The organism is Demequina lignilytica (genome assembly GCF_030418305.1).
In the GTDB taxonomy this organism is placed as follows: Bacteria; Actinomycetota; Actinomycetes; order Actinomycetales; family Demequinaceae; genus Demequina; species Demequina lignilytica.
This window is the reverse complement of record NZ_JAUHPX010000004.1, coordinates 131442-152037: the sequence shown is the minus strand read 5'-3', so window position 1 is coordinate 152037 and position 20596 is coordinate 131442. Positions and strand designations below refer to the sequence as shown.

Annotated in this window: 17 protein-coding genes and 1 tRNA gene; 12 read left to right on the top strand and 6 right to left on the bottom strand. The window is 74.2% G+C overall.

From position 1 onward, the window contains the following. Nucleotides 1–132: 132 nt before the first annotated feature. Nucleotides 133–4368, top strand: a complete 4236-nt coding sequence (locus QQX10_RS07965; RefSeq protein WP_301118782.1) for a PDDEXK-like endonuclease domain-containing protein — start codon at nucleotides 133–135, stop codon at nucleotides 4366–4368. 15 nt (nucleotides 4369–4383) lie between these two features. Here the strand turns inward: QQX10_RS07965 and QQX10_RS07960 are convergent, their stop codons facing one another. Next, complete coding sequence (locus tag QQX10_RS07960) at nucleotides 4384–4590, bottom strand: FmdB family zinc ribbon protein (RefSeq protein WP_301118783.1); 207 nt, start codon at nucleotides 4588–4590, stop codon at nucleotides 4384–4386. 9 nt (nucleotides 4591–4599) lie between these two features. After that, nucleotides 4600–5229 (bottom strand): 5-formyltetrahydrofolate cyclo-ligase, encoded by a 630-nt coding sequence (locus tag QQX10_RS07955; protein WP_301118784.1) that lies wholly within the window; start codon nucleotides 5227–5229, stop codon nucleotides 4600–4602. Nucleotides 5230–5322: 93 nt separating this feature from the next. Here QQX10_RS07955 and QQX10_RS07950 point away from each other — a divergent pair, with 93 nt between their 5' ends. Genes QQX10_RS07950 through QQX10_RS07940 form a run of 3 tightly spaced genes read left to right on the top strand, consistent with a single transcriptional unit; the run spans nucleotide 5323 to nucleotide 8167 of the window. Next, nucleotides 5323–6558: a molybdopterin molybdotransferase MoeA gene (locus QQX10_RS07950; protein ID WP_301118785.1), complete on the top strand. Its 1236-nt coding sequence runs from the start codon at nucleotides 5323–5325 to the stop codon at nucleotides 6556–6558. A 1-nt stretch (nucleotide 6559) separates the two neighbouring features. Next, nucleotides 6560–7135: a GNAT family N-acetyltransferase gene (locus QQX10_RS07945; RefSeq protein WP_301118786.1), complete on the top strand. Its 576-nt coding sequence runs from the start codon at nucleotides 6560–6562 to the stop codon at nucleotides 7133–7135. 51 nt (nucleotides 7136–7186) lie between these two features. Beyond that, complete coding sequence (locus QQX10_RS07940; RefSeq protein WP_301118787.1) at nucleotides 7187–8167, top strand: hypothetical protein; 981 nt, start codon at nucleotides 7187–7189, stop codon at nucleotides 8165–8167. Nucleotides 8168–8267: 100 nt separating this feature from the next. Here the strand turns inward: QQX10_RS07940 and QQX10_RS07935 are convergent, their stop codons facing one another. Continuing rightward, the gene (locus QQX10_RS07935; protein WP_301118788.1) at nucleotides 8268–9578 is read right to left on the bottom strand and encodes a glycosyltransferase; all 1311 of its coding nucleotides are present in this window, start codon (nucleotides 9576–9578) and stop codon (nucleotides 8268–8270) included. Nucleotides 9579–9588: 10 nt separating this feature from the next. Beyond that, on the bottom strand, nucleotides 9589–11799 hold the full coding sequence (locus QQX10_RS07930; protein WP_301118789.1) for a glycoside hydrolase domain-containing protein: 2211 nt from the start codon (nucleotides 11797–11799) through the stop codon (nucleotides 9589–9591). Between the two features lie 268 nt (nucleotides 11800–12067). Between QQX10_RS07930 and QQX10_RS07925 the strand changes: the two genes are divergently transcribed. From QQX10_RS07925 to QQX10_RS07910, 4 genes are all read left to right on the top strand, one after another. Beyond that, nucleotides 12068–13528: a glycoside hydrolase family 43 protein gene (locus QQX10_RS07925; protein WP_301118790.1), complete on the top strand. Its 1461-nt coding sequence runs from the start codon at nucleotides 12068–12070 to the stop codon at nucleotides 13526–13528. A 64-nt stretch (nucleotides 13529–13592) separates the two neighbouring features. Further along, nucleotides 13593–13665, top strand: a tRNA-Ala gene (locus QQX10_RS07920). A gap of 148 nt (nucleotides 13666–13813) precedes the next feature. Further along, the gene (locus QQX10_RS07915; RefSeq protein ID WP_301118791.1) at nucleotides 13814–14047 is read left to right on the top strand and encodes a YlcI/YnfO family protein; all 234 of its coding nucleotides are present in this window, start codon (nucleotides 13814–13816) and stop codon (nucleotides 14045–14047) included. Further along, nucleotides 14040–14366, top strand: coding sequence for a type II toxin-antitoxin system PemK/MazF family toxin (locus QQX10_RS07910; RefSeq protein ID WP_301118792.1), 327 nt, complete (start codon nucleotides 14040–14042; stop codon nucleotides 14364–14366). Before QQX10_RS07915 ends, QQX10_RS07910 begins: the two co-directional genes overlap by 8 nt. 13 nt (nucleotides 14367–14379) lie before the next feature. Here QQX10_RS07910 and QQX10_RS07905 read toward each other — a convergent pair whose 3' ends face one another. Further along, complete coding sequence (locus QQX10_RS07905; RefSeq protein WP_301118793.1) at nucleotides 14380–16092, bottom strand: amidase; 1713 nt, start codon at nucleotides 16090–16092, stop codon at nucleotides 14380–14382. After that, nucleotides 16089–17117: an agmatine deiminase family protein gene (locus QQX10_RS07900; RefSeq protein WP_301118794.1), complete on the bottom strand. Its 1029-nt coding sequence runs from the start codon at nucleotides 17115–17117 to the stop codon at nucleotides 16089–16091. The genes QQX10_RS07905 and QQX10_RS07900 overlap by 4 nt, the downstream gene beginning before the upstream one ends. A 73-nt stretch (nucleotides 17118–17190) precedes the next feature. On the opposite strand from QQX10_RS07900, the gene QQX10_RS07895 reads away from it, so the two are divergent. The 4 genes from QQX10_RS07895 to QQX10_RS07880 all read left to right on the top strand — a co-directional run bounded on the left by QQX10_RS07895 (nucleotide 17191) and on the right by QQX10_RS07880 (nucleotide 20587). Continuing rightward, the gene (locus QQX10_RS07895) at nucleotides 17191–17835 is read left to right on the top strand and encodes a TetR/AcrR family transcriptional regulator (protein WP_301118795.1); all 645 of its coding nucleotides are present in this window, start codon (nucleotides 17191–17193) and stop codon (nucleotides 17833–17835) included. Between the two features lie 21 nt (nucleotides 17836–17856). Beyond that, nucleotides 17857–18591 carry an SDR family NAD(P)-dependent oxidoreductase gene (locus tag QQX10_RS07890; RefSeq protein WP_301118796.1) on the top strand — a complete coding sequence of 245 codons (735 nt, stop codon included), beginning with the start codon at nucleotides 17857–17859 and terminating at the stop codon, nucleotides 18589–18591. 181 nt (nucleotides 18592–18772) lie between these two features. Then, entirely contained in the window at nucleotides 18773–19708 is a 936-nt protein-coding gene (locus tag QQX10_RS07885; RefSeq protein WP_301118797.1) for an FKBP-type peptidyl-prolyl cis-trans isomerase, read from the top strand. A gap of 90 nt (nucleotides 19709–19798) precedes the next feature. Continuing rightward, a complete protein-coding gene (locus QQX10_RS07880) occupies nucleotides 19799–20587 on the top strand; it encodes a transglutaminase-like domain-containing protein (RefSeq protein ID WP_301118798.1) in 789 nt (262 codons plus the stop codon). Nucleotides 20588–20596 lie beyond the last annotated feature (9 nt).

The following is a 20596-nucleotide window of genomic DNA, read 5'->3' as shown; positions in this document are numbered from 1 at the left end:
GTACAAGTCGGCGCGCACTGTCTGCCGTTCCCCGGGGTGTTGGTGCGCGTCGCGACGATGCGGGGCAGGGTCCCGGATCGGGAGGCGGCGTGGTGCGCGAGAGGCCCGGTTCCCGGCGGTTACCGTAGGACGGTGGTGGACTATATCGGGCGCGCCCTCGTGGCGGAGGCCCTCGAGGAGTGGCGGGAGCAGCTGCAGGAGCTCGCGACCGTCTCGCCGCTGCGGGACCTCGCGCTGAGCGAGTCGACGGTGGTCGACCTGCGCGGCTCGCATCCGGGCGGCCTCGCGCCCCTGTTCGCCGGGCGGCCCACGTCCCTCCAGTCCCTGCTGCGCGATCCCGACGTCTACGCGCAGGCCCTGCACCGCGTCCGGCTGATCCGCGAGGACGCCGACCGGGTCAAGGCGGCGACCGGAGTGTGGACCGCGGCGATGGTGATCGGCACGGTGTCGTGGACCGAGGACGGCCGCCGCCGCGAGATGCCGCTCGTCATGCGGCCGGTGCACTTCGAGCCGGCGCGCCAGGGCGACGTCCTGCTCACCATGCTCGACCAGGTGGTGGTGAACCCGGTGTTCCTCACCGAGGCGCGGGCCCGCGGCGCAGGCGAGGGGCTCGCCGGCCTGCACCCGTCGGCCGGGCCGGGCGTGGAGTTCGACCCGCGGCCGCTGTGGAGCCACGTCAGCGAGCTGGGCGACGCGTTCCCCGACATCGAGGTGGGCGACCGGCTGTTCGTCGGCGCGTTCGACGACCCGGAGCAGCGCCTGCTCGACGACCTCGACGACATGGACGCCGTGATCGGCGCCTCCGACGTGCTCGCGGCGAGCGCCGGCGACGGCGACGCCCGCGCGGTCCTCGCGCAGCCGCTTCCCGCGTTCCCGCTGGGCGACCGCGACCCCTTCGCGGAGCGCGGCGTGGGCGACCTCGACGATGCGGGCTTCGCCGCGCTCGACCTGATCGCCACCGGCCGGTCGGTGCTGGTGCAGGCGCCGCCGGGCGCCGACCCGCTCGGGGCGGTCGCCGCGATCGTCGCCGATGCGGCGGCCTCGGGCCGCGCCGTCATGGCCGTCGGCGGTGGCGAGCAGGCCGTCCGCGCGGTCGCGAGGCGGCTCGACCGGCTCGGCGTGGGTGACACGTACGTCTCGGGGGCGATGGCGTCGTGGAACCAGGTGGCCCGCCGCCGGCTGCTCACCTCGATGACCATGGGGGTGGACGAGGTCGAGGACGACTCGATCCGCGAGGCCGGCGAGCGCCTCCTCGCGGCGCGTCACGAGCTGCAGGGGCGGATGGACGCCCTGCACCGCTCGTACCGCCCGTGGGACGTGAGCGCCTACGAGGCGGTCCAGGCGGTCGTGCGGCTCATCTCGACGGCACCCGCGCCCGCGACCCCGATCCGCCTGGGGGCGGACGCCGCGGCGCTGGTCGCGGAGCACGGCTTCGCCTCGGTCACGCACGCGCTGGTCGAGGCGATCGCGCCGCCCGAGCCCGAGCCGGAGGCGCAGGAGGCGCCGGAGACGCCGGAGATCACCCTGGTCCCGTGGTGGTCGGAGGTGACGTCGGACCCCGCGGAGGGCGCGCGGCTCGACGAGGCGCTGGCCACCCTGGTGGTCCGTCACCTGCCGAAGATGCGTGCCGAGGCCCGCCTGGCCGCGCACGAGACCGGCATGGACGAGGCGCCGACGGTCGCGGCCTGGGCGGATCAGGTCACGCTGTTCACCGACGTGCGCGACACCCTCGAGATCTTCTCCCCGGCCGTGTTCCACCGTTCGCTGCACGACCTGGTGGCCGCGACCGCGCCCGCCGGCACCGCGCAGTCGGGGGAGCTGGCGCGTCGCGACCGGCGCGCGCTGCGCCGTCGCGCGGTGGAGCTGCTGCGGCCCGGGCGCAGCAAGGACGAGATCCACGAGCACCTGGTCGCCGCGCACGCCCAGGCGCTGCGGTGGCGTGCGCACTGCAGCGCCGGCGGCTGGCCGCTCGTGCCCGCCGACTTCGACCTGTTCGCCGATCGCGTCGAGAGCGCGCAGCGGCTCTGGGAGCGCATCGCGCAGCCCGTCGCCCAGGTGTCCGGCGAGACCGACCTCATGGATCAGCCCTGGGAGCGCGTGCGCGAGGTGCTCGAGCACCTCGCGGAGGGGGTGCCCGGCACCCTCGAGGCCGTCGAGGAGATCCCCGTCGATCGCGACCTGGTGCAGGCCGGGCTCGGGCCGCTGCTCGAGGACCTCCGCGCCCGCGAGGCCACGCCCGAGCAGGTGCGCCGCGACCTCGAGTTCGCGTGGTGGGCGGCGGCGTTCGACGCGATCGTCTCGGCGGACCCCCGCCTGACCGAGGAGGGCGCCGTCGGCCGCGTGGTCGAGGAGTTCCTGCGCCGCGACCATGACTTCGCGGCTGCGCGGGTGGGCCCGCTCATGCGAGCGGTGGCGGAGCGCCGCCGCATCGCGATCGCCAAGCACCCCGACCTCGCGCGCGACCTGTTCGCGACCCTCGTCGAGGGTGCCGACGCGCCGTACCGAGAGCTGTGGCGAGACCACGGCCCGCTCGTGACCGCGCTGCGACCCGTCACCCTCGCGACCGCCGAGCAGGTGTCGCGGCTCGCCCCGCCGACCCGCTGCGTCGACCTCGCGGTGGTGTTCGCCTCGGAGTCGCTGGCGCTCGCGGAGACCGTGCCGACGCTCGCGCGCGCCCGCCAGGTGGTCGTGGTCGCCGACGCCGAGTCGGCGACCCGTTCCGCGGTGGCCACGTTCGCCGACCTCCTGCCGCGCGTCGCGCTGCACGCCGCGCCGCAGCCGCGCGACCCGCGCGTCACGTCCCTGCTGGGCTCGCTGGCCTACGGCCGCGCGCTCAGCTCCCTGCCGGCCGCGGGCGAGGCCGACCGGCTCCGGGTGCAGCACGTCGACGCCGTGGGTCACGCCGTCGCCGGCTCCCGCACCGTCGAGTCGACCCGGGCCGAGGTCGCGGCGGTGATCGAGCGCGCCGACCGGCTGGTCCACGAGATGCCGCGCCGCAGCCTCGCCGTGGTCGCGGGCAACGAGCTGCACGCGATGCGGCTGCGCGACGCGCTCGAGGAGCGCGGCGCACGGCTCGCCGACACGGTGCCCGTGGTGTCCCTCGCGAACGCGGCGGGCCTCGACGTGGACGAGGTCATCCTCAGTCTCGGCTATGCGCGCGACGCCGAGGGGACGCTGCCGGCTCGCCTGGGCGCGCTCTCGGAGCCGCACGGGGTCCCGGCGCTGGTCCAGGCGCTGGCCGCGACTCACGAGAGCCTCACCGTGGTGACGGCCCTCGACGCGGAGCAGCTCGCCGCGATCGCCGAGGGCCCCGAGTCGGAGGCGGTCGACGGGCTGCGCGAGCTCCTGCTCGCCGCCGACGGCGCGCCCGTGCCCGCCGAACGTCCCGAGCCCGCGCCCGGCGACTGGTTGCTGGCCGACATCGCGTCGCGGCTGCGCGCCCAGGGCTACGCCGTCCACGTGCGCTACGGGGCGGGCGCCGACGCGATCCCGCTCGTCGTGGGCGGGCGCCATGACCGGGGCTACACGGTCGCCGTGGTGACGGACGATGCGGGGCAGGCCGGCGCCGCGAGCGTGCGGGACCGGATGCGGCACCAGTACGGCGGGCTGGAGGCGCTCGGCTGGACGGTCGTCTCGCTGTGGACGCTCGACGTCTTCATGGACCCCGACGCCGCCGTAGCGGCGATCGTCGACGCCGTCGAGGGCCGGCGCGGACCGCTGGTGTGGGAGCAGCCGACGCTCGACCTCGGCGTCGAGACCTCGGCGATCCGCGTGCCCGCGCAGGAGGTGTTCGACGTCGCCGCGCTCGAGGACGTCACCGGGGCGATCCCCGCGCTGCGCGACGAGCACCTGGTCGCCGCCGAGCCGGAGCCCGACCCGGAGCCCGAGCCCGTGGTCGAGGCGCCCGACGTCACCCTGGGGATCTCGGTGATGCTCGCCGAGCACCTGCTGGTGGACCGGCACACGCGCGCGCAGGAGACCCAGCCCGCGCTCGACCTCCCCGAGCCCGAGCCCGAGCCGGAGCCCGACCCCGAACCGGAACCGTCCCCCGAGCCCGAGCCCGAGCCCGCTCGGGACGCTCAGTCCTCCGAGGAGGCCCCTGTGACACCGCCCCGGGACGCTGAGTCCTCATCCGACGACGACTCGACCCCCGCATCGGCCCCCGAGGAGGAGACCGAGGAGCCGGAGGACGAGGGCGAGGCCGAGGACGCGCTGCCCTCCCCGCCGCCGATCCGCCCGGCGTGGCGCGGCACGGACCGTCCGCTCATCCCGACGCGGGCGCGCGAGGACATCGACGAGGGGTGGGGCGGCTCCGGCGGCTCGAGCCGCGACGACGAGATCAAGCGGGAGCGTCCCCCGCACTGGTGAGCGGGGACGCCGCGATCAGGAGGAGCTGGACGCGGTCTTCGACTCGGAGCGGGAGTCCGTGCGGTAGAAGCCCGAGCCCTTGAAGGTCACGCCGACCGAGCCGAACTGCTTCCGGACGGGACCGGTGCACTCGGGGCACTCGGTCAGGGCTGAGTCGTGGATCGACTGCACCGCGTCGAACGCGTGTGAGCACGCGGTGCACGCGTAGGAGTAGGTAGGCATGGGCGTATTCTACGCCCCGAGCTCGAATGCCCCCTCGGGTGTGATGACCATGTCCACGCCCAGGTCGTGCGGCTCCCTCGGCAGCGGGTCCGTCGCGGCGTCGCGCACCTCGCCCGAGAACGTCAGCGCCACCACCGGCGCGTCCGGCTTCGCGTCGACCAGGGCGCGGTCGTACCACCCTCCGCCCTGGCCGAGGCGGGTGCCCGACGTGTCGACCGCGAGCGCCGGGACCACGATCACGTCGGCCTCCGCGAGGGTCACCGAGCCGAGGAAGTCCCCGGACGGCTCCGGAGGGCGTCCCGGGGCACGCTCGACCAGGTCGTCCACGCCGCGATAGACGCCCCAGCCTCGCTGGAGGCCGTCGCCGAGCAGCGGGATCAGCACCCTGACCCCGCGCACATGCAGCGCCTCGATCAGGGGCCCGGTGCTGGGCTCGTGGGGCCGCGACGCGTAGACGGACACGCAGGAGGCCGCCTGCACCGCCGGCAGGGCGAGCACGTGGTCGCGGAAGGCCGCCGCCGCCTCATGGCGGCGGCGCTCGCTCCGCTGGAGCCTCTCGCGTCGGATCACGGCTCGCAGGTGCGCCTTCGCCTCGTCCGGCTCGGGGGCACGCAGGTGGCCTTCGGACATCGGCGTCATGGGAGCCATTGTGCCAAAGTTCGGTAAATCTTTGTTCCACTTCGGGGCATGTCCCTAGGCTCGTCGCATGGAATCCCGCCAGGAGCACCGCGCATGCTGACCGGCATGGACGGCCGGGTCAGCCGCAGCCTCGACGAGCACCGCGCGGCGGTCGCCGCCGCGCTCGCCCCCATCGAGCCGCTGACGGTCCTCGTCGGCGACGCCGCGGGGGCCACGCTCCTCGAGCCGCTCGTGGCGGACCACCCGCTTCCCGACGCGCCGCGCGCCGCCCACGACGGCTTCGCGGTGCTCGCGCAGGACGTCGAGGCGGCGCCCGTCTCGCTGCCCCTGTCGCACGACGTCGCGTTCTCCGACCGCGGCCCGCGCCGGCTTCTGCCGGGGACGGCGGCGCGCGTGTCGTCCGGGATGCTGCTGCCGAGCGGGGCCGATGCGGTGGTCCCGCTCGCGTCGACCGACGGGGGAGCGGCCCGCGTTGAGATCCGGGAGCGGGTGCGCGCGGGCTCCGGGGTCCGCGAGGTCGGGTCCGACGCCCGGGCGGGGACCGTGCTGGTGCCCGCGGGACGCCGCCTGGGTGGGCGCGAGCTCGCGCTCGCGGCGTCGCTCGGGTTGTCGCGGCTCGCGGTCCGGCCGGTGCCGCGCGTGGTGGTGATCCCGACGGGAGGCGAGCTGGTCGAGACCGCGGGCGGTCTCCTCGGCGTGCCGGAGGCGACGGGGCGCCTGGTCGCCGTCGCCGCGAGGTCCGCCGGCACCCACGCGGTGCGGATCCCCGCCGTCGACGACGATCGCCGGACGCTGCGCACCGCGATCGAGGATCAGCTGGTGCGCGCCGACCTGGTGATCACCACCGGCGGCCTCAGCGACGGCCGGGACGATGCGGTGGTCGCCGTCCTCCGTCAGCTCGGCCGGGTCGAGGACGTGGACCTGGCCTTCCGACCGGGCTCGCGGCACGCGCTCGCGGTCGTGGGCGAGGACCTGGGCCGGCATGTGCCGGTGATCGCGCTGCCGGGTGCGCCCGCCGCCGCCGCGCTCGCTTTCGAGGCCTATGTGAGGCCCGCGCTCCGGCGCATGTGCGGCTTCGCCGAGTATCTGCGTCCCGGCGTGCGAGCCCGTCTCACCGCCGGCTTCGCCTCGCCGGACGCTGCGGCGCATGCCGTGCCGGTGCGCCTGGGGGTCGACGGGCAGGGCTCCGTGACGGCGACGCCCGCCGGGCAGGGCGGCGCGGCGACGCTCGCGTCGCTCGGTGCGGCCGACGGCATCGCGTGGATCGACGCCCGCACCACGGAGGTCCACCCCGGCGACCTCGTGCGCTGCACCGTCTGGGACGACTGACGTGGGGGAGCCGGAGCTGGTCCGCGGCACGCTCAGGGTGCGACCCCTGAGGGTCCGCGACGCGGACGAGTGGGCGGCGCTGCGCAGCGCCAACCGCGACTGGCTCCGGCCCTGGGAGGCGACCGCGCCGCCCGAGGCGCCCATCCCGGCGGTCTCCTTCCGGCAGTTCATCCGTTCCGAGCGCCGCGCGCGGAGGCTCGGGACCGGATGGCCGATGGCGATCGAGCTCGACGGCGCGCTGGTGGGCCGCGTGGTGGTGGCCGGTGTCGAGTGGGGTGCGCAGCGCTCGGGCTCGCTCGGCTACTGGCTCGACCGGGAGCATGCTGGCCTCGGGATCGTGCCCACGGCGGCCGCGATGCTGGTCGAGCACGCCTTCGCGCAGGGGCTGCACCGGGTCGAGGTCGCGATGCGTCCCGAGAACCAGGCGAGCCGCCGGGTGGCGGAGAAGCTCGGGTTCACCCTGGACGGGCCGCGCCGCTCGTTCCTCTACATCGACGGCGGGTGGCGCGACCACATCGTCTACTCGCGAACTCAAGATCAGCCGCGCACCGGCCGATATTGGGAGCCTGAGGGCTGACACGCCGCGCGCCTCCCGCGGTTGCGGTGGCGTCCGCCGTAGCGTCGTCACATGCCTCCCGCTGGACTGCTCGCGATCATCGCCCTCGGCATGGTGCTCGCCTATGTGATCCCCCAGCGGATCAAGGAGCGCTCCGACTACGCGCTCGTGCGCACGGAGGACCGCTTCTCCGCGGAGATGCGCGTGGTGAAGACCGCCGCCGAGCGCGTCGAGCGCCCTGCCGACCGTCCCAGCTCCGACTCGGGCGAGGTCCCGCTGCTCGTCACGGGTGCCGCGCGCGCCTCGATCGCGAAGCTCGGCGCGGACCAGATGTCCCGTCCGTCGGGCCCGATCGACCGCGCCGCGACCGCCGCCCAGCGCCAGCTGGTCGCGATGCGCAAGGACCGTGCCGCGGTCGTCGCCGAGCGCAAGGCACGCGCCCGCCGCCGCGCCCGCGTCGCGCTGGGCGTCACCGCGCTCACGCTGACCGCGTGGGTCCTGGTCGCCCTGGGCGCCGCTCATGTCGCCGTCGGTGCGGGAGCGACGGCGCTGCTCGCGGGCGTGATGGTGCAGGGCGCACGCGCCGCCTCCGCGCAGCGTCGCGCCGACGCGCGGATCGCGATGGTCGCCCGTGAGGTCTCCGCGGCCGCCACCGCCACCCAGGCCCTGCGCAAGGTGACGCGCGAGCGTGCGGCCGGTCGCGACGCCCAGCCGTCGGATGTCGAGACGCAGGCGATCCGTGTGGTCACGTCGGCCGACCTCAAGCCGCTCTCGGTGCCGGCGCCCGCCGCCGTGCAGGCGCCTGCCGCCTCGTCGGCCCCCGCGGCGGAGGAGTCTGCCGCCTGGAGCCCGCGCGAGATGCCCGCGCCGAGCTACACGCTCAAGCCCGAGGTGCGTCAGGCCCAGGCGCGACCGCTGGCGGACGAGGACATCGCCGCGGCGTCGTACCGCCCCGCCGAGGCGCCCGCCGCGTCCGCGACGGACGAGCCGGCGGCGACCACCACGACGTCGCTCGAGCAGATCCTCGCGCGCCGCACCTCCCGCTCGGCCTGAGCGCGGGCTCCTCGCCCGACCGTCGCATCGTCCCGACGGCTGTGCGCCCCCGGACGCCACGATGCCCGCCGCGCGGACGCGGCGGGCATCGTCGTCGGTGTCAGATCCGGACGCGGCTGGGGCTGGCCACCAGGGACGGCTCGGTGTGCAGGTAGCCGAACAGGCGGTCGAACACGTTGACGCGGTCGAACTGCATCGCGTGCTCACGGGCGCGGTGCTGCCACCACTCCGCCTCGGCGTCGTCGATCCCGCCGGCGCACACGTTGAGCGCCACGGTCAGCGCCGACGGGTCGCCGGACGGCACCACCACCGCGGTGTCGCCCACCGCCTCGAGGATGCCGCCGGTGTCGCAGGTGATGACGGGTCCGCCGCCGGCGAGCATCTTCTCGACCAGCGCGATGCCGAACGTCTCGGTGAACTCCGGCGCGGGCTTCGACGGGAGCGCGTACGCGGAGCACGCCGCCATCAGATGCGGCTTCTCCTCGTCGCCCACGTCCTGCAGGAAGATGATGCGTGACGCGGCGGTGGTGCGCGCGGCGACCTCCTGGAAGTACCCCAGGTCCGGCCCGCGTCCCGCGATCACCAGGGTCTGCGTCTCGCAGGCCTCGGAGGCGGCGAACCCGCGGATCAGGTCGTCCACGCCCTTGGCCTTCTGGAGGCGGGACAGGTACAGCACGTAGCGTCCGCGCTCGAGGCCGCGGTCCGCGAGCACCCGCGCCGTCTCCTCCTCGTCCAGGGCGAGGTACGCCGAGGTGTCGATCGCGGGGTACGAGATCTTCACCCGGGCGTCGCACTGCGGGGCGAACGCCGTGCCGTACACGGCGTCGAGCTCCGCCGCGGACTCCACGATCACCTGCTTGGTGTACTCGGAGACCGCGACGCACAGGTCCTGGGACAGGTAGTTCGACAGCACCGCGGCGGCCGCTCCGAACTCGCCGTGGTCGACGGCCGACCGCACCACGTCCGTGATGTCGGAGCCGACCGCCTCCGCGATGGTGGTGACGTTGACCGGCAGGCCGGTCGACCGCGCGATGCGCAGCGCCTCCGCGACGGCGGTGGTGTGCGGGTGGAGGTACAGGCTCATCGCGACGGTCGGGACGCCGTCCGTGAAGAGCTCCACCAGGCGCCCGACCATGCCGGCGAGGTAGCGGCCGTCGGGGATCTTGTAGCCGCCCACGGGCCCCGGGCGTTCGACGGTGATGCCGGGGGAGTAGGGCAGGACGGTGTCCATGGGCTTGAGGGGCAGGCCGGTCTCCTCGAGCCGATCGAGGGGCCAGGTGACGATCCGGACGTCGTCGAAGCCACGGGTGAGCGCGACCTCGGCGAGGTTGCGGGCCTCGCCGGAGTGGCCGCAGATGACGGGGTCGGCCCGGACGATGATGACGAGCCTGCGGTTGACCTCGGTGTTCATGACACCTCCTTCACGGAAGCAGCCCCTGGGTGGGGCGTGGGGTTGAGGGGGGACGATGCGTGCGGCCCCAGTCGCCTGGGGTGTCCGCCAGCGTGAAGCGCAGCTCTCCGCCCTGATGGAGCTCGGAGCCGGCGATCCAGGAGGACTCGACGGGGGCCCCGTCGAGGGTGACGGACCGGATGTACTGCACCGGTCCGCCGGGCGTGGGCTCGATGAAGCCGTCCGCCACGATCGTGAGCTCCCCGCGCGCCATGCGCATCCGCGCGGAGGCGAAGGCGGGCGGGTGGAGCAGGAACAGGTTCTGGCCGGCGACCGGGAACAGTCCCAGGCAGGCCCACACGAACCAGGACGAGAGGCCGCCGGAGTCGTCGTTGCCCGGCAGCCCGCCGCGGCCGGGGCCGAACATCTGGTGGACGATGCCGTGGACCACCTCGGCGGTCCGGTCCGGCCGGCCGGCGTAGTGGTAGGCCCAGGGGGCCTCCATGTCGGGCTCGTTGTTGAGGCCCTCGAAGCGGCCGAGCGCGTAGCCCGCGCGCATCTCCTCCAAACCCGGTCGCTCGCCCGGCTGGACCACCGGCTCCGCGCCGAACCCGAAGAAGGCGTCGAGCAGCGCGACGAACGCCTCGTCCCCGCCGGCGAGCTCGATGCGGGCAGCCATGTCGTGGAGGATCCGGAAGGAGTAGTTGAACTTGGTGCCCTCGTAGTAGGTCGAGTCGCGCAGCAGGCCCGTCTCCTCGTCGAAGGCGTTGCGCCAGCGAGCGGCCATCTCGACGTTCTCCCGGAGCTGGGCGGTGTCGCCGAGCAGCTGCGCGATCACGCCGGCGCACCAGTAGCCGTACGCCAGGTCCAGCGTGTGGCTCATGGGCTGGGCGTAGCCCTGCAGCAGGAACTCCTCGCCGTAGCTGCGTCGCAGGTCGGTCTGCATGTGCACCATCGCCCAGTCCCAGTCGATGCCGTGCAGCCCGAGGTGCGCGAGGTCCGCCAGCAGCGTGTGCACGAGCGCGCTGCCCTGGCGGCTGAAACGGTCGGAGCCGCGCGCCATGCGGTAGCCGATCGGGAGGTTGCCCTCCTCCTCGGCGATGGTGAGCATCGCGTTGGCGAACTCGACCACGCGGTGCGGCATCAGCGCCGTCAGCAGCGGCAGCTGGGTGCGGTAGATGTCCCACATGGTCGAGACGTCGAACACGAACGGCCCCTTGTGGGACCAGAACGGGCTCTCATCCGCCGCGAAGCAGGGCTTCAGGAGCGAGTGGTACACGGCGGTCGCGAACACCTCGCGCCGGACGTCGTCCTCGGTGTCGACCGTGATCGCGTCGAGCAGGCCGCGCCAGGTCTCCCGGGTCCCCGCCAGGCGGGTCGAGAAGGAGCCGAGCTCGCCCAGGTCCTTGTGCAGGTTGCGGCGTGCCTGGTCGACGCCGCGCAGCGAGAAGCCCATGCGCACCTCGACCGACTGGCCCTGCGACGCGGTGCCCATCCACATGAGGCCGAACGGGCGCAGCGTCGACGGGCGGATCGAGTCGAGGTCGAGGCGCTGACCGGCGGGCATGAGCCGGCGGTCGTACCAGAGCATCTGGCGCCAGTCGTCGGCGTCGCACTCGATGTACACGGACAGCGGCACGCCCTCGACCACGATCTCGCCCTGCACCACGCCGGGCTCGACCGCCTCGAGCCGCGCCCGCAGCGGGAGCGTCGCGCCGTAAGGGATCTCCAGACCGCCGACCGAGAAGTCGACCACCACGCGGGCGGACGGGTGCTCCGGGAAGCGGTAGCGGTGGACGGCGGACTTCGGGCCGACCGTGATCTCCGCCTCGATGCCGTTGTCGAGCGTGGCCGCGTACCAGCCGGGCGCGGCCTCCTCCGAGACGAGGTCCCAGGTGCGGTCGAGCTCGTCCAGCGGCTCGATCATGGGCGTGACGCGGAAGTAGTTGTAGTACTTGCGGATCGCGCCGGTGCCGGACTGCTGGAAGTGCGTGAAGCCGGAGGTGACGGCGCGGTCGTGCAGGCGTGTGGGGACGCCCTCGGTGCTGAGGTCGTAGAGGCCGTAGCCCGTGGGGTAGCCGCCCGAGTAGGCGCAGGCCGAGACCATGCCGAGCGGGTAGCAGGCACCCGGGTGCGTGTTGCCCACCTGGGGCTTGGGCCACCACCAGGTGGCCGCGATCCCGGAGGGCTCGGGCAGGACGGTGGCCTCCGTCCCGATGAACGGGTCGACGTCGTCGTACACGGCGGCACCTCCTTCCCGGGGTCGCGCTGAGTGGCTCCGGTGCGAAACGAGGGGACGCGCATCCTCGGGCGTCCTTGGCATGACGGTAGGCGGGGGCCGTGTCTGGTCCGTTGCCGTCATGTGACGAACTCTTTAACTTTCTGTCCGGCCGTCGCGTGGGCGGGGTGCACGTCCGGCGGCCGCGAGGCATGCGGCGGTGGAACGGGGGCGTGTGGCGGCCCGATGGAGCGTATAGAGTGATCCCGCCATTAAGTTTGGAGAGACAACAATGACGATGCCGATCCTCGCCGGCTTCTACCCGGACCCCTCGATCTGCCGGGTGGGCGAGTGGTGCTACCTCGCGAGCTCGACCTTCGAGTACGTGCCCGGGGTGCCGATCCACCGGTCCCGGAACCTGGTGGACTGGGAGCTCGTGGGCCACGCGCTCACCGATCCCGCCGCCATCAACGGCGGCGAGGGCCACGACGCGGCGAGCTCCGGGATCTTCGCCCCCACCCTGCGCCACCACGACGGCCTGTTCTGGATGATCACCACCTCGATCCGCGACGCGGGCCGCGGGCAGCTGATCGTGCACGCGGAGGACCCTTCGGGGCCATGGTCGGCACCCGTGTACGTCGAGGGCACCGACGGGATCGATCCCGACCTCGCCTGGCTCGAGGACGGCACGTGCCTGCTCACCTGGTGCGGCCACAACCCTCCCGCGATCTACCAGGTCGAGGTCGACCCGCGCACCGGCGAGCGGCTCACCGACCGCATCGAGCTGTGGCGAGGCACCGAGATGAAGGACACCGAGGGCCCCCACCTGTTCGAGCGGGACGGCTGGTGGTACCTCTCGGTCGCCGAGGGTGGCACCCACGTGGGCCACGGCGCGTCGATCGCGCGGTCGCGCAGCCCCCACGGGCCGTTCGAGTCGAACCCCGCGAACCCGATCCTGACCCACCGCAGCCTGCCGCATCCGGTGCAGGCGACCGGGCACCCCGACCTGGTCGAGCTGTCCGACGGCTCCTGGGCGATGGTGTACCTCGGCATGCGCCCGACCGGCGCCTACCCCGGCTTCCATGTGAACGGCCGCGAGACGTTCATCGCGGGCGTCGACTGGATCGACGGCTGGCCCGTTGTCGACGAGGGCCGATTCGACGTGCCCGACCGCGACGGCTCGTGGGACGAGCCGTTCGTCAGCCACACGCTCGACGCGCGCTGGCTCGCTCCCGGCAAGGCGCCGGCGCAGATCGCGACGGTGACCGCCGCTGGCCTGGAGCTCTCCGTCGGTCGCGACGCGGACGCGGGGGAGCAGCTCGACCTGCTGTGCGCCCGCATCCCCGCGATCGGGTTCCTGGCGACGGCCGAGGTCGCGGCGGGCGACGCGTGCCTGAGCGTGCGCATGGACGCGCGCAGCTGGGTCGGAGTCGAGCGCGTGGGCGACCGGGTCCGCGGGCGCGCCGTGTCCGGGCCGTTCGACCAGGCCCTGTCGGAGCTGGACCTGCGCGACGGCGACCTGCTCGCGGTCCGCTCGTCGCCGTCGCGCGAGCTCTACGGCCGCCTGGGCCCCGATCTGCTCGAGCCTGGGATCGTCCGCGACGGGGCGTTCGTGGCGCTCGGCTCGGTCGACGGACGCTACGTGTCGACGGAGGTCGCAGGCGGCTTCACGGGCCGGATGCTCGCGATCGAGGCCCTCGGCGGCGCGGCCACCGTGCGGCGGATGGCGTACGCGGAGGACCCGCGCGACTGACCGTCGACGAGCCGCACGGTGGTCGCGTCGCCCCGCGCGGAGGTGCTAATCTATTCCAGCACTTGGGGCTGTGGCGCAGTTGGTAGCGCGTCTCGTTCGCAATGAGAAGGTCAGGGGTTCGAATCCCCTCAGCTCCACGAGTGAGAAGGGGCCCGCCGTCCGGCGGGCCCCTTTCGTCATGTCCGCTGGTGGGATCCCGTGCGCGCGTGGGTGCCGTCGGCCCGCCTGTCCACACGCGCGCGAACTGCATCCCATTGTGGGATGCAGCGGCGTACGATGGCGACCATGAGCACCCAGATCGCGGTCCGGCTTCCGGACGAGATGGTCGCCTTCCTCGACGAGGCGGTCGCGGCCGGGGAGGCGCCCAGCCGGGCCGCGCTGGTGGCGTCCGCGCTCGAGCGGGAGATGAGGCGCACGCTCGCCCAGCGCGATGCAGTGATCCTGCGCGACGCGGGGCCGGGCGACGACCTCGACCCCGTGGTGGCGTGGACGGTCGAGCACGCCGGGATCGATGACTGAGCGGCCGCGTGAGATCAGGCTCGTGCGGCTCGACAAGACCCGCCCGGCGCTGATCCTGACGCGCGAGGCGGCGCGGGGTGCCATGACCAAGGTGACCGTCGCTCCGATCACGAGCACCGTCACAGGTCTGTCGAGCGAGCTGCCGGTCGGGCGTGCCAACGGCCTGGACCACGAGTCGGCGGTCTCCCTCGACAACGTCCTCACGGTGCCGGCGAGCGCGCTCGGCCGGACCGTCGGCTTCCTCACGACAGCCCAGGAGCGCGCGCTGGCGCGCGCAGTGGTCCTCGCCTACGACCTCGACGTGCCGCTGATGTCCTGACGGGCGGTGCGCGTCATCCGAGCCGCGGCGTCCGCGGCGGCTCCGTGCGGCGCCGGCCCAGCGCCTCGAAGCCCGCACCGATCCTCAGCAGCGCCGCGTCGGAGTACGCGCGCCCCGCGAAGGTGAGGCCGACGGGCATGCCGATGTCGCGCATCGTCCCCATCGGGACCGTCACCGTCGGCACGCCCAGGTGGCGGATCGCGAGGTTGCCGTTCGCGACCCACACGCCGTTGCGCCAGCCGAGGTCCGCGGAGTCCGGGTTCACGTCCATGTCCGCGGGGCCCACGTCGGCGACGGCGGGGAAGGCGATCGCGTCGAGACCCCGGGAGTCCATCCACTCCTCGAGGTCCAGACGCCGCGTCTCCTCGAGCCCACGCAGCCCGGCCTCCATGGCGGGGAAGCCGTCCAGCGTCGCGGGCAGCCCCGCGCGCGCCAGCGCCGGGTACTCGGCGATGTCGTCCTCGAAGCCGGTGTACCGGTCCGGTAGCGCGCCTGCGGGGTGGGGGAAGATGCGCGTGCCGTCGACCTCGTCGAGACGCGACAGGCCGGGGTCGCCGTTGAGGCGCAGGAAGGTGTCCCACGCCCAGGCCGACAGCCCCCGCACCTCGGTGTGCAGGAACTCCGCCGGCACCAGCCCGCGAGTTGCGATGGTGGGCGCGCCGGGCCGGTCGCCCTCGTAGTTGCTGATCATCGGCAGGTCGACGTCGACCACGGTCGCGCCGGCGGCCTCGAGGTCGGCGCGCGCCGCCTCCCACAGCTCGAGCGAGGACGGGCGAGGGACGATGCGGGTGCCGGTCGGGCCGCCGACGCCGCCCTGGGGGTTGGTCCCGGCCTCGGCATCCGTGCCGAGGTAGAGGCGCGGGGCTCCGATCCGCAGGCCCGCGAGCGACTCGCGCGCGCCGTCGGCCAGGGCGGGGAACGACTCAGGCCGCACCCGCGCGACGGCGGGCAGGTCCACCCAGGGCTGGGCGCGCCACAGGTCGCCGTCGACCTCGGGGTCGGGCGCGACGATCGTGTCGAGCACCGCGAGCAGGTCCGCCATGGTGCGCGTCTGCGGCACCACGACGTCCATGGTCGGCACCAGCGGCCAGTTGCCGCGCACGGAGATCACGCCCCGCGACGGCGTGTACGCGCACAGCGCGTTGTTCGAGGCGGGCCCCCGGCCGCTCGACCAGGTCTCCTCGCCCAGGCCGAAGGCGCCGAACGATGCGGCGGTCGCCGTGCCGGACCCGTTCGAGGAGCCCGACGCGAAGGGGGCGGTGAGGAAGTCGGCGCGATACGGGCTCTCGGCTCGGCCGTGGAGGCCGCGCTGCATGCCGCCGTTCGCCATCGGCGGCATCGTGGTGAGCCCGAGGCAGATGGCGCCGGCCGCGCGCAGGCGCGCGATGGTGAACGCATCGTCCTGCGCGATCAGGTCGGCGAACGCGGGGCTGCCGGCGGCGCACGGGAGCCCCCGCACCAGGTACGAGTCCTTGGCCGTGTAGGGGATGCCGTCGAGGGGGCCGCGCGCCTCGCCGCGGGCGCGGCGCGCGTCGGACTCGCGCGCCTGGTCGAGCGCGGTCGGGTCCAGCACCGGGACCGCGTTGAGCGCGGTCGGGGTATCGGGGCCGTCGTAGGCCGCGATGCGTGCGAGGTACGCCTCGACCAGCGCGACCGCGGTCGTCTCACCCGACGAGAGGGAGGCGGCGAGCGAGGCGATCGAAGCCTCGACCACGTCGACGGTCATCGCGCCGGCTCCTGCTGGGTGATGCAGTGGATGCCGCCCCCGCGGGCGAAGATCTCGCGGGCGTCGACCGTCACCACCGTGCGGCCCGGGTACGCCTCGGCGAGCACCTCGCGGGCGGCGGCGTCCGCATCGTCCTCCCCGAAGCCGCAGGCGATCACGCCGCCGTTGACCGCGTAGTGGTTGACGTAGCTCCAGTCGACCGGGCCGTGGCCGTCCCGCAGCGTGCGCGGCGCGGGCAGGTCGATCACCTCCAGCGGACGCCCGGCGGCGTCGACCTCGGCCTTCAGCAGGTCGCGCAGCGCGGCGCTCACCTCGTAGTCGGGGTGCTCCGGGTCGGCCTGGGCATGCAGGAGCACGCGGCCTCCGCCGACCGGCGCGGCGACGATGTCCACGTGGCCGTTGGTGCCCAGGTCGTCGTAGTCGCGGGTGAGGCCGCGCGGCAGCCACACGGCGCGGGTCGCGCCGATCGCCCGCGCCATCTCCGCCTCGACCGCCGCGCGATCCAGCCCGGGGTTGCGGCGGGGGTCGAGCTGCACCGTCTCCGTCAGGAGCACCAGCCCGTCACCGTCGACGTGGATCCCGCCGCCCTCGTTGACCAGCGCGGACGGCACCAGCTCGGCGCCCGCCGCCTCGGCGACCACCCTCCCGAGCCGCGCCGACTTCTCCCACTCCGCCCACGCGGGCGCGCCCCAGCCGTTGAAGACCCAGTCGACGGCGCCGAGGACCCCGGGCCGCGCGTCGTCCAGCACGAACGTGGGGCCCACGTCGCGCATCCAGAACTCGTCGAGCGGTGCCTCGAGCAGGTCGATCGCCCCGCCGAGCATGCGGCGCGCGCGCGACATCTCCGAGGGGTCGACCACCATGGTCACCGGCTCGAGCTCGGCCACGGCGAGCGCGACCGCCGTCCAGGCCGCGTATCCGGCGTCGCGCTCCATCGCGGTCGCGCCGAGCGTCAGCCCCTCGCGGGGGAACGCCATCCACGTCCGCGCGTGCGGCGCGGTCTCGGGGGGCATCGTCCAGGCCATGGCGCTCCGATCGCGGGTCGGTCAATAGTTGATCGCTTGATCAACTAGCGCTCGACGGTACAGAATCGCCTCCATGCCGTCAACGGATCGTCGCCGACTCCCCGCCGCCGAGCGCCGCGCCCAGATCGCCGGGGCGGCGCGTGCCGTGGCCCTGCGCGACGGGCTCGCCGCGGTCACGTTGCGCGGCGTGGCCGCGGAGGCCGCCGTCGCGCCCGCGCTGGTCGCCCACTACAGCCCGAGCATGGAGGCGCTGGTCGCCGAGACCTTCGCCGGCATCGTCGCCGCCGAGCTCGACGAGGTGCGGTACCTCGCGGGCGGGGACGCACCCGACGCGCTGGACGCGCTGCTCCGGACCCTTTTGGGCGGCGGTCGCGAGGACGTCACCGCCGTGTGGGTCGAGGCGTGGGCGCTCGGTCGGCGCAACGCCGAGCTCGCGGCGGCCGTGCGCGACCAGATGGACGCGTGGCACGTCGCGCTCGTGGAGCTCCTCGCCCGGGGCGCGGCCGACGGCTCCCTGACGGTGGCCGACCCCGATGCGGTCGCCTGGCACGTCCTGGGCATGATCGACGGCCTCAACGCCCAGGCGCTGGTGCGCTGGCGCCAGGACGATGCGCGGGTCGCGCTCGCGGCGCGTGCCGTCGAGGCGATGGTCGGGCTTCCCCGCGGTGCGGTGGCGGCTCCGGAGCGCGCTACTGTCGACGCAGGGGAGACACCGTAGCCCCTCCCCATCGGAGGAGCCATGACCCAGCGTGTCGCCGTCGTCACCGGAGCCAGCAGCGGGATCGGAGCCGCGGCAGCCCGCGCCCTCGCCGCCGACGGCTGGCATGTGGTGGTCGGCGCCCGGCGGCTCGACCGCCTCGAGACGCTCGCGGCGGAGATCGGCGGCACCGCCCTCGCGCTCGACGTGACGGACGATGCGTCGGTGGACGCCTTCGCCGCCGCGGTCGAGCGCTGCGACCTGCTGGTGAACAACGCCGGCGGAGCCGTCGGGACCACGCCGCTGGCCGAGGCCGACCTCGACGAGTGGCGGTGGATGTACGACGTCAACGTGCTCGGCACGGTGCGGGTCACCAAGGCGCTCCTGCCGAAGCTGGTCGCGTCGGGTGACGGGCTGGTCGTCACCATCGGCTCGATCGCCGCCCGCGAGCCCTACAAGGGCGGCGCCGGATACAACGCCGCCAAGCATGCCGAGGCGGCCCTCACCCGCGTGCTCCGCCTCGAGCTGCTCGAGCAGCCGCTGCGCGTGTGCGAGATCGACCCGGGCATGGTCGAGACCGAGTTCTCGCTGGTGCGCTTCGCGGGCGACGCCGAGCGCGCGGCCAAGGTCTACGAGGGCATCACGCCGCTGTCGGCCGAGGACGTCGCCGAGGCGATCCGGTGGGTCGCGAGCCTCCCTGCCCACGTGAACATCGACACGATGATGATCATGCCGCGGTCGCAGGCCGGCGCCTCGGTGGTGCACCGGGAGCCCTGACGGCCGCGTCGGCGCCCGTGGGCGGAGAGGTACCCTGGGGGCACATCCGCGCGCAATGCTCACAGTTCGCTGGGAATGCGTCCCGATCGGGAACCTTCGCGGACGTCCGTCGGTTGGTGGGGGGACAAGCCCCGCGGCCGAGCCTTGCCGCGACGACCGCGGGACCACTCCAGGGAGATCCATGAAGAAGAACGTGCTCACGGCCGCCGTGATCGGCGCCGTCGCGCTGATGGGCCTGACGGCCTGCACCTCCGCCGGGGACGCGAGCCCCTCGCCCTCGGCCAGCGCCGCGGTCGACACCTCGGCCGCCGACCTCGCCGCGCTCGAGTCCATCACCTGGACCGACGCCGACGGCGTCCCGCTGCTCGAGTTCGAGGCGCCGCTGTCGGTGGGCGCGTCCGCGCTGCGTCCGATCGCGGACGGCGACGGCGACGCGATCGAGGACGGCATGAACGTGTCGCTCGACTACGTGGTGTACTCCGGCGCCGACGCGGAGGTCATGTACTCGACCTACGACGAGGGCACCCCCGAGGTCGTGTCGATGACCGAGGGCCAGGTCCTGCAGGACCTGTACGACGCCCTGGTCGGCAACGGCGTGGGCACCACCCTCATCTACGCGTACCCCGACACCACGTCCACCGACGGCAGCTCGGTGATCATGGCGGTCACCGCCTCGGACGCGAGCATGCCGCTCGACCGGGCCACCGGCACCACCGTCGAGCCCGCGGACGGGCTTCCGACGGTCACCCTCGCCGAGGACGGCATGCCGTCGATCGACTTCTCCTCCGCCGGCGAGATGCCGACCGAGCTGGTGGTCCAGCCGCTCATCGAGGGCGACGGCGCGACCGTGTCCTCCGAGTCGCAGGTCACCGTCCACTACACCGGCTGGCTGTGGGACGGCGAGCAGTTCGACTCGTCGTGGGACCGTGGCGCGCCGTCGACGTTCAGCCTCGCCAGCGTGATCGCGGGCTGGACCCAGGGCCTCGCGGGCCAGACCGTCGGCAGCCAGGTGCTGCTGGTGATCCCGCCGGACCTCGGCTACGGCGACACGGACTCGGGCTCGATCCCGGCCGGGTCGACCCTGGTGTTCGTGGTCGACATCCTCGCGGCGTCCTAGCGCTCGCACCGTCCGACGGCGCCGATCTCCTCGCGGGGTCGGCGCCGTCGGCGTCTCCCGGGCAGGTGCCGGGATGAGAGCATTCCTCCTGTGATCCGCACCGTGCTCGCCGAGCTCGACCTCGACGCCTCCGGCCCCGCCCGCGCCATCCTCGCCGTCACGGTCGCACGCGGCGCCGCCGTCGACGAGGAGCTCGTCGTCGAGCAGGGCGGCCGCGCCCTCGCCGCGACCGAGGTCGAGGATGACCACGGCACCCGCCTCCACGCCGTCGACTTCGAGGAGGGACCGGCGACCGTGCGGTACCGCGCCACGGTGCGCGGAGCGGTGGAGGAGCCCGCCGTCGCGGGAGCCGACCCGGTGCGCTACCTGCGCCCGAGCCGGTACGCCGAGTCCGACGTGATCGCGCCCACCGTGGCCGACCAGTTCGGGGGCCTCGAGGGGCACGCGCTGGTCGAGGCCGTGCGCGCCTGGGTGCACGACCACGTCGCGTACACGCCGGGCTCGAGCCAGCCCACCGACGGCGCGACCGCCACGATCCTGTCCCGCCAGGGGGTGTGCCGCGACTTCGCGCACCTGGTGGTCGCGGCGCTGCGCGCGAGCGACGTGCCCGCGCGGGTGGTCGCCGTCTACGCGCCCGGTCTCGAGCCCATGGACTTCCACGCGGTCGTCGAGGCGCTGGTCGACGGGCGCTGGTGGGTGGTGGACGCGACCGGGCTCGCGCCGCGCGAGACCATGGTGCGCATCGCGACCGGCCGGGACGCCGCCGACACCGCGTTCCTCACCACGATCGGCGACGCGGTCGAGCTGACCGCGATGCGGGTCGACGCCCAGGTGGACGGCGCGCCGCCCGCCGCCGAGGGCCCGCTTCAGCTGTCCTGACCCCGGCCC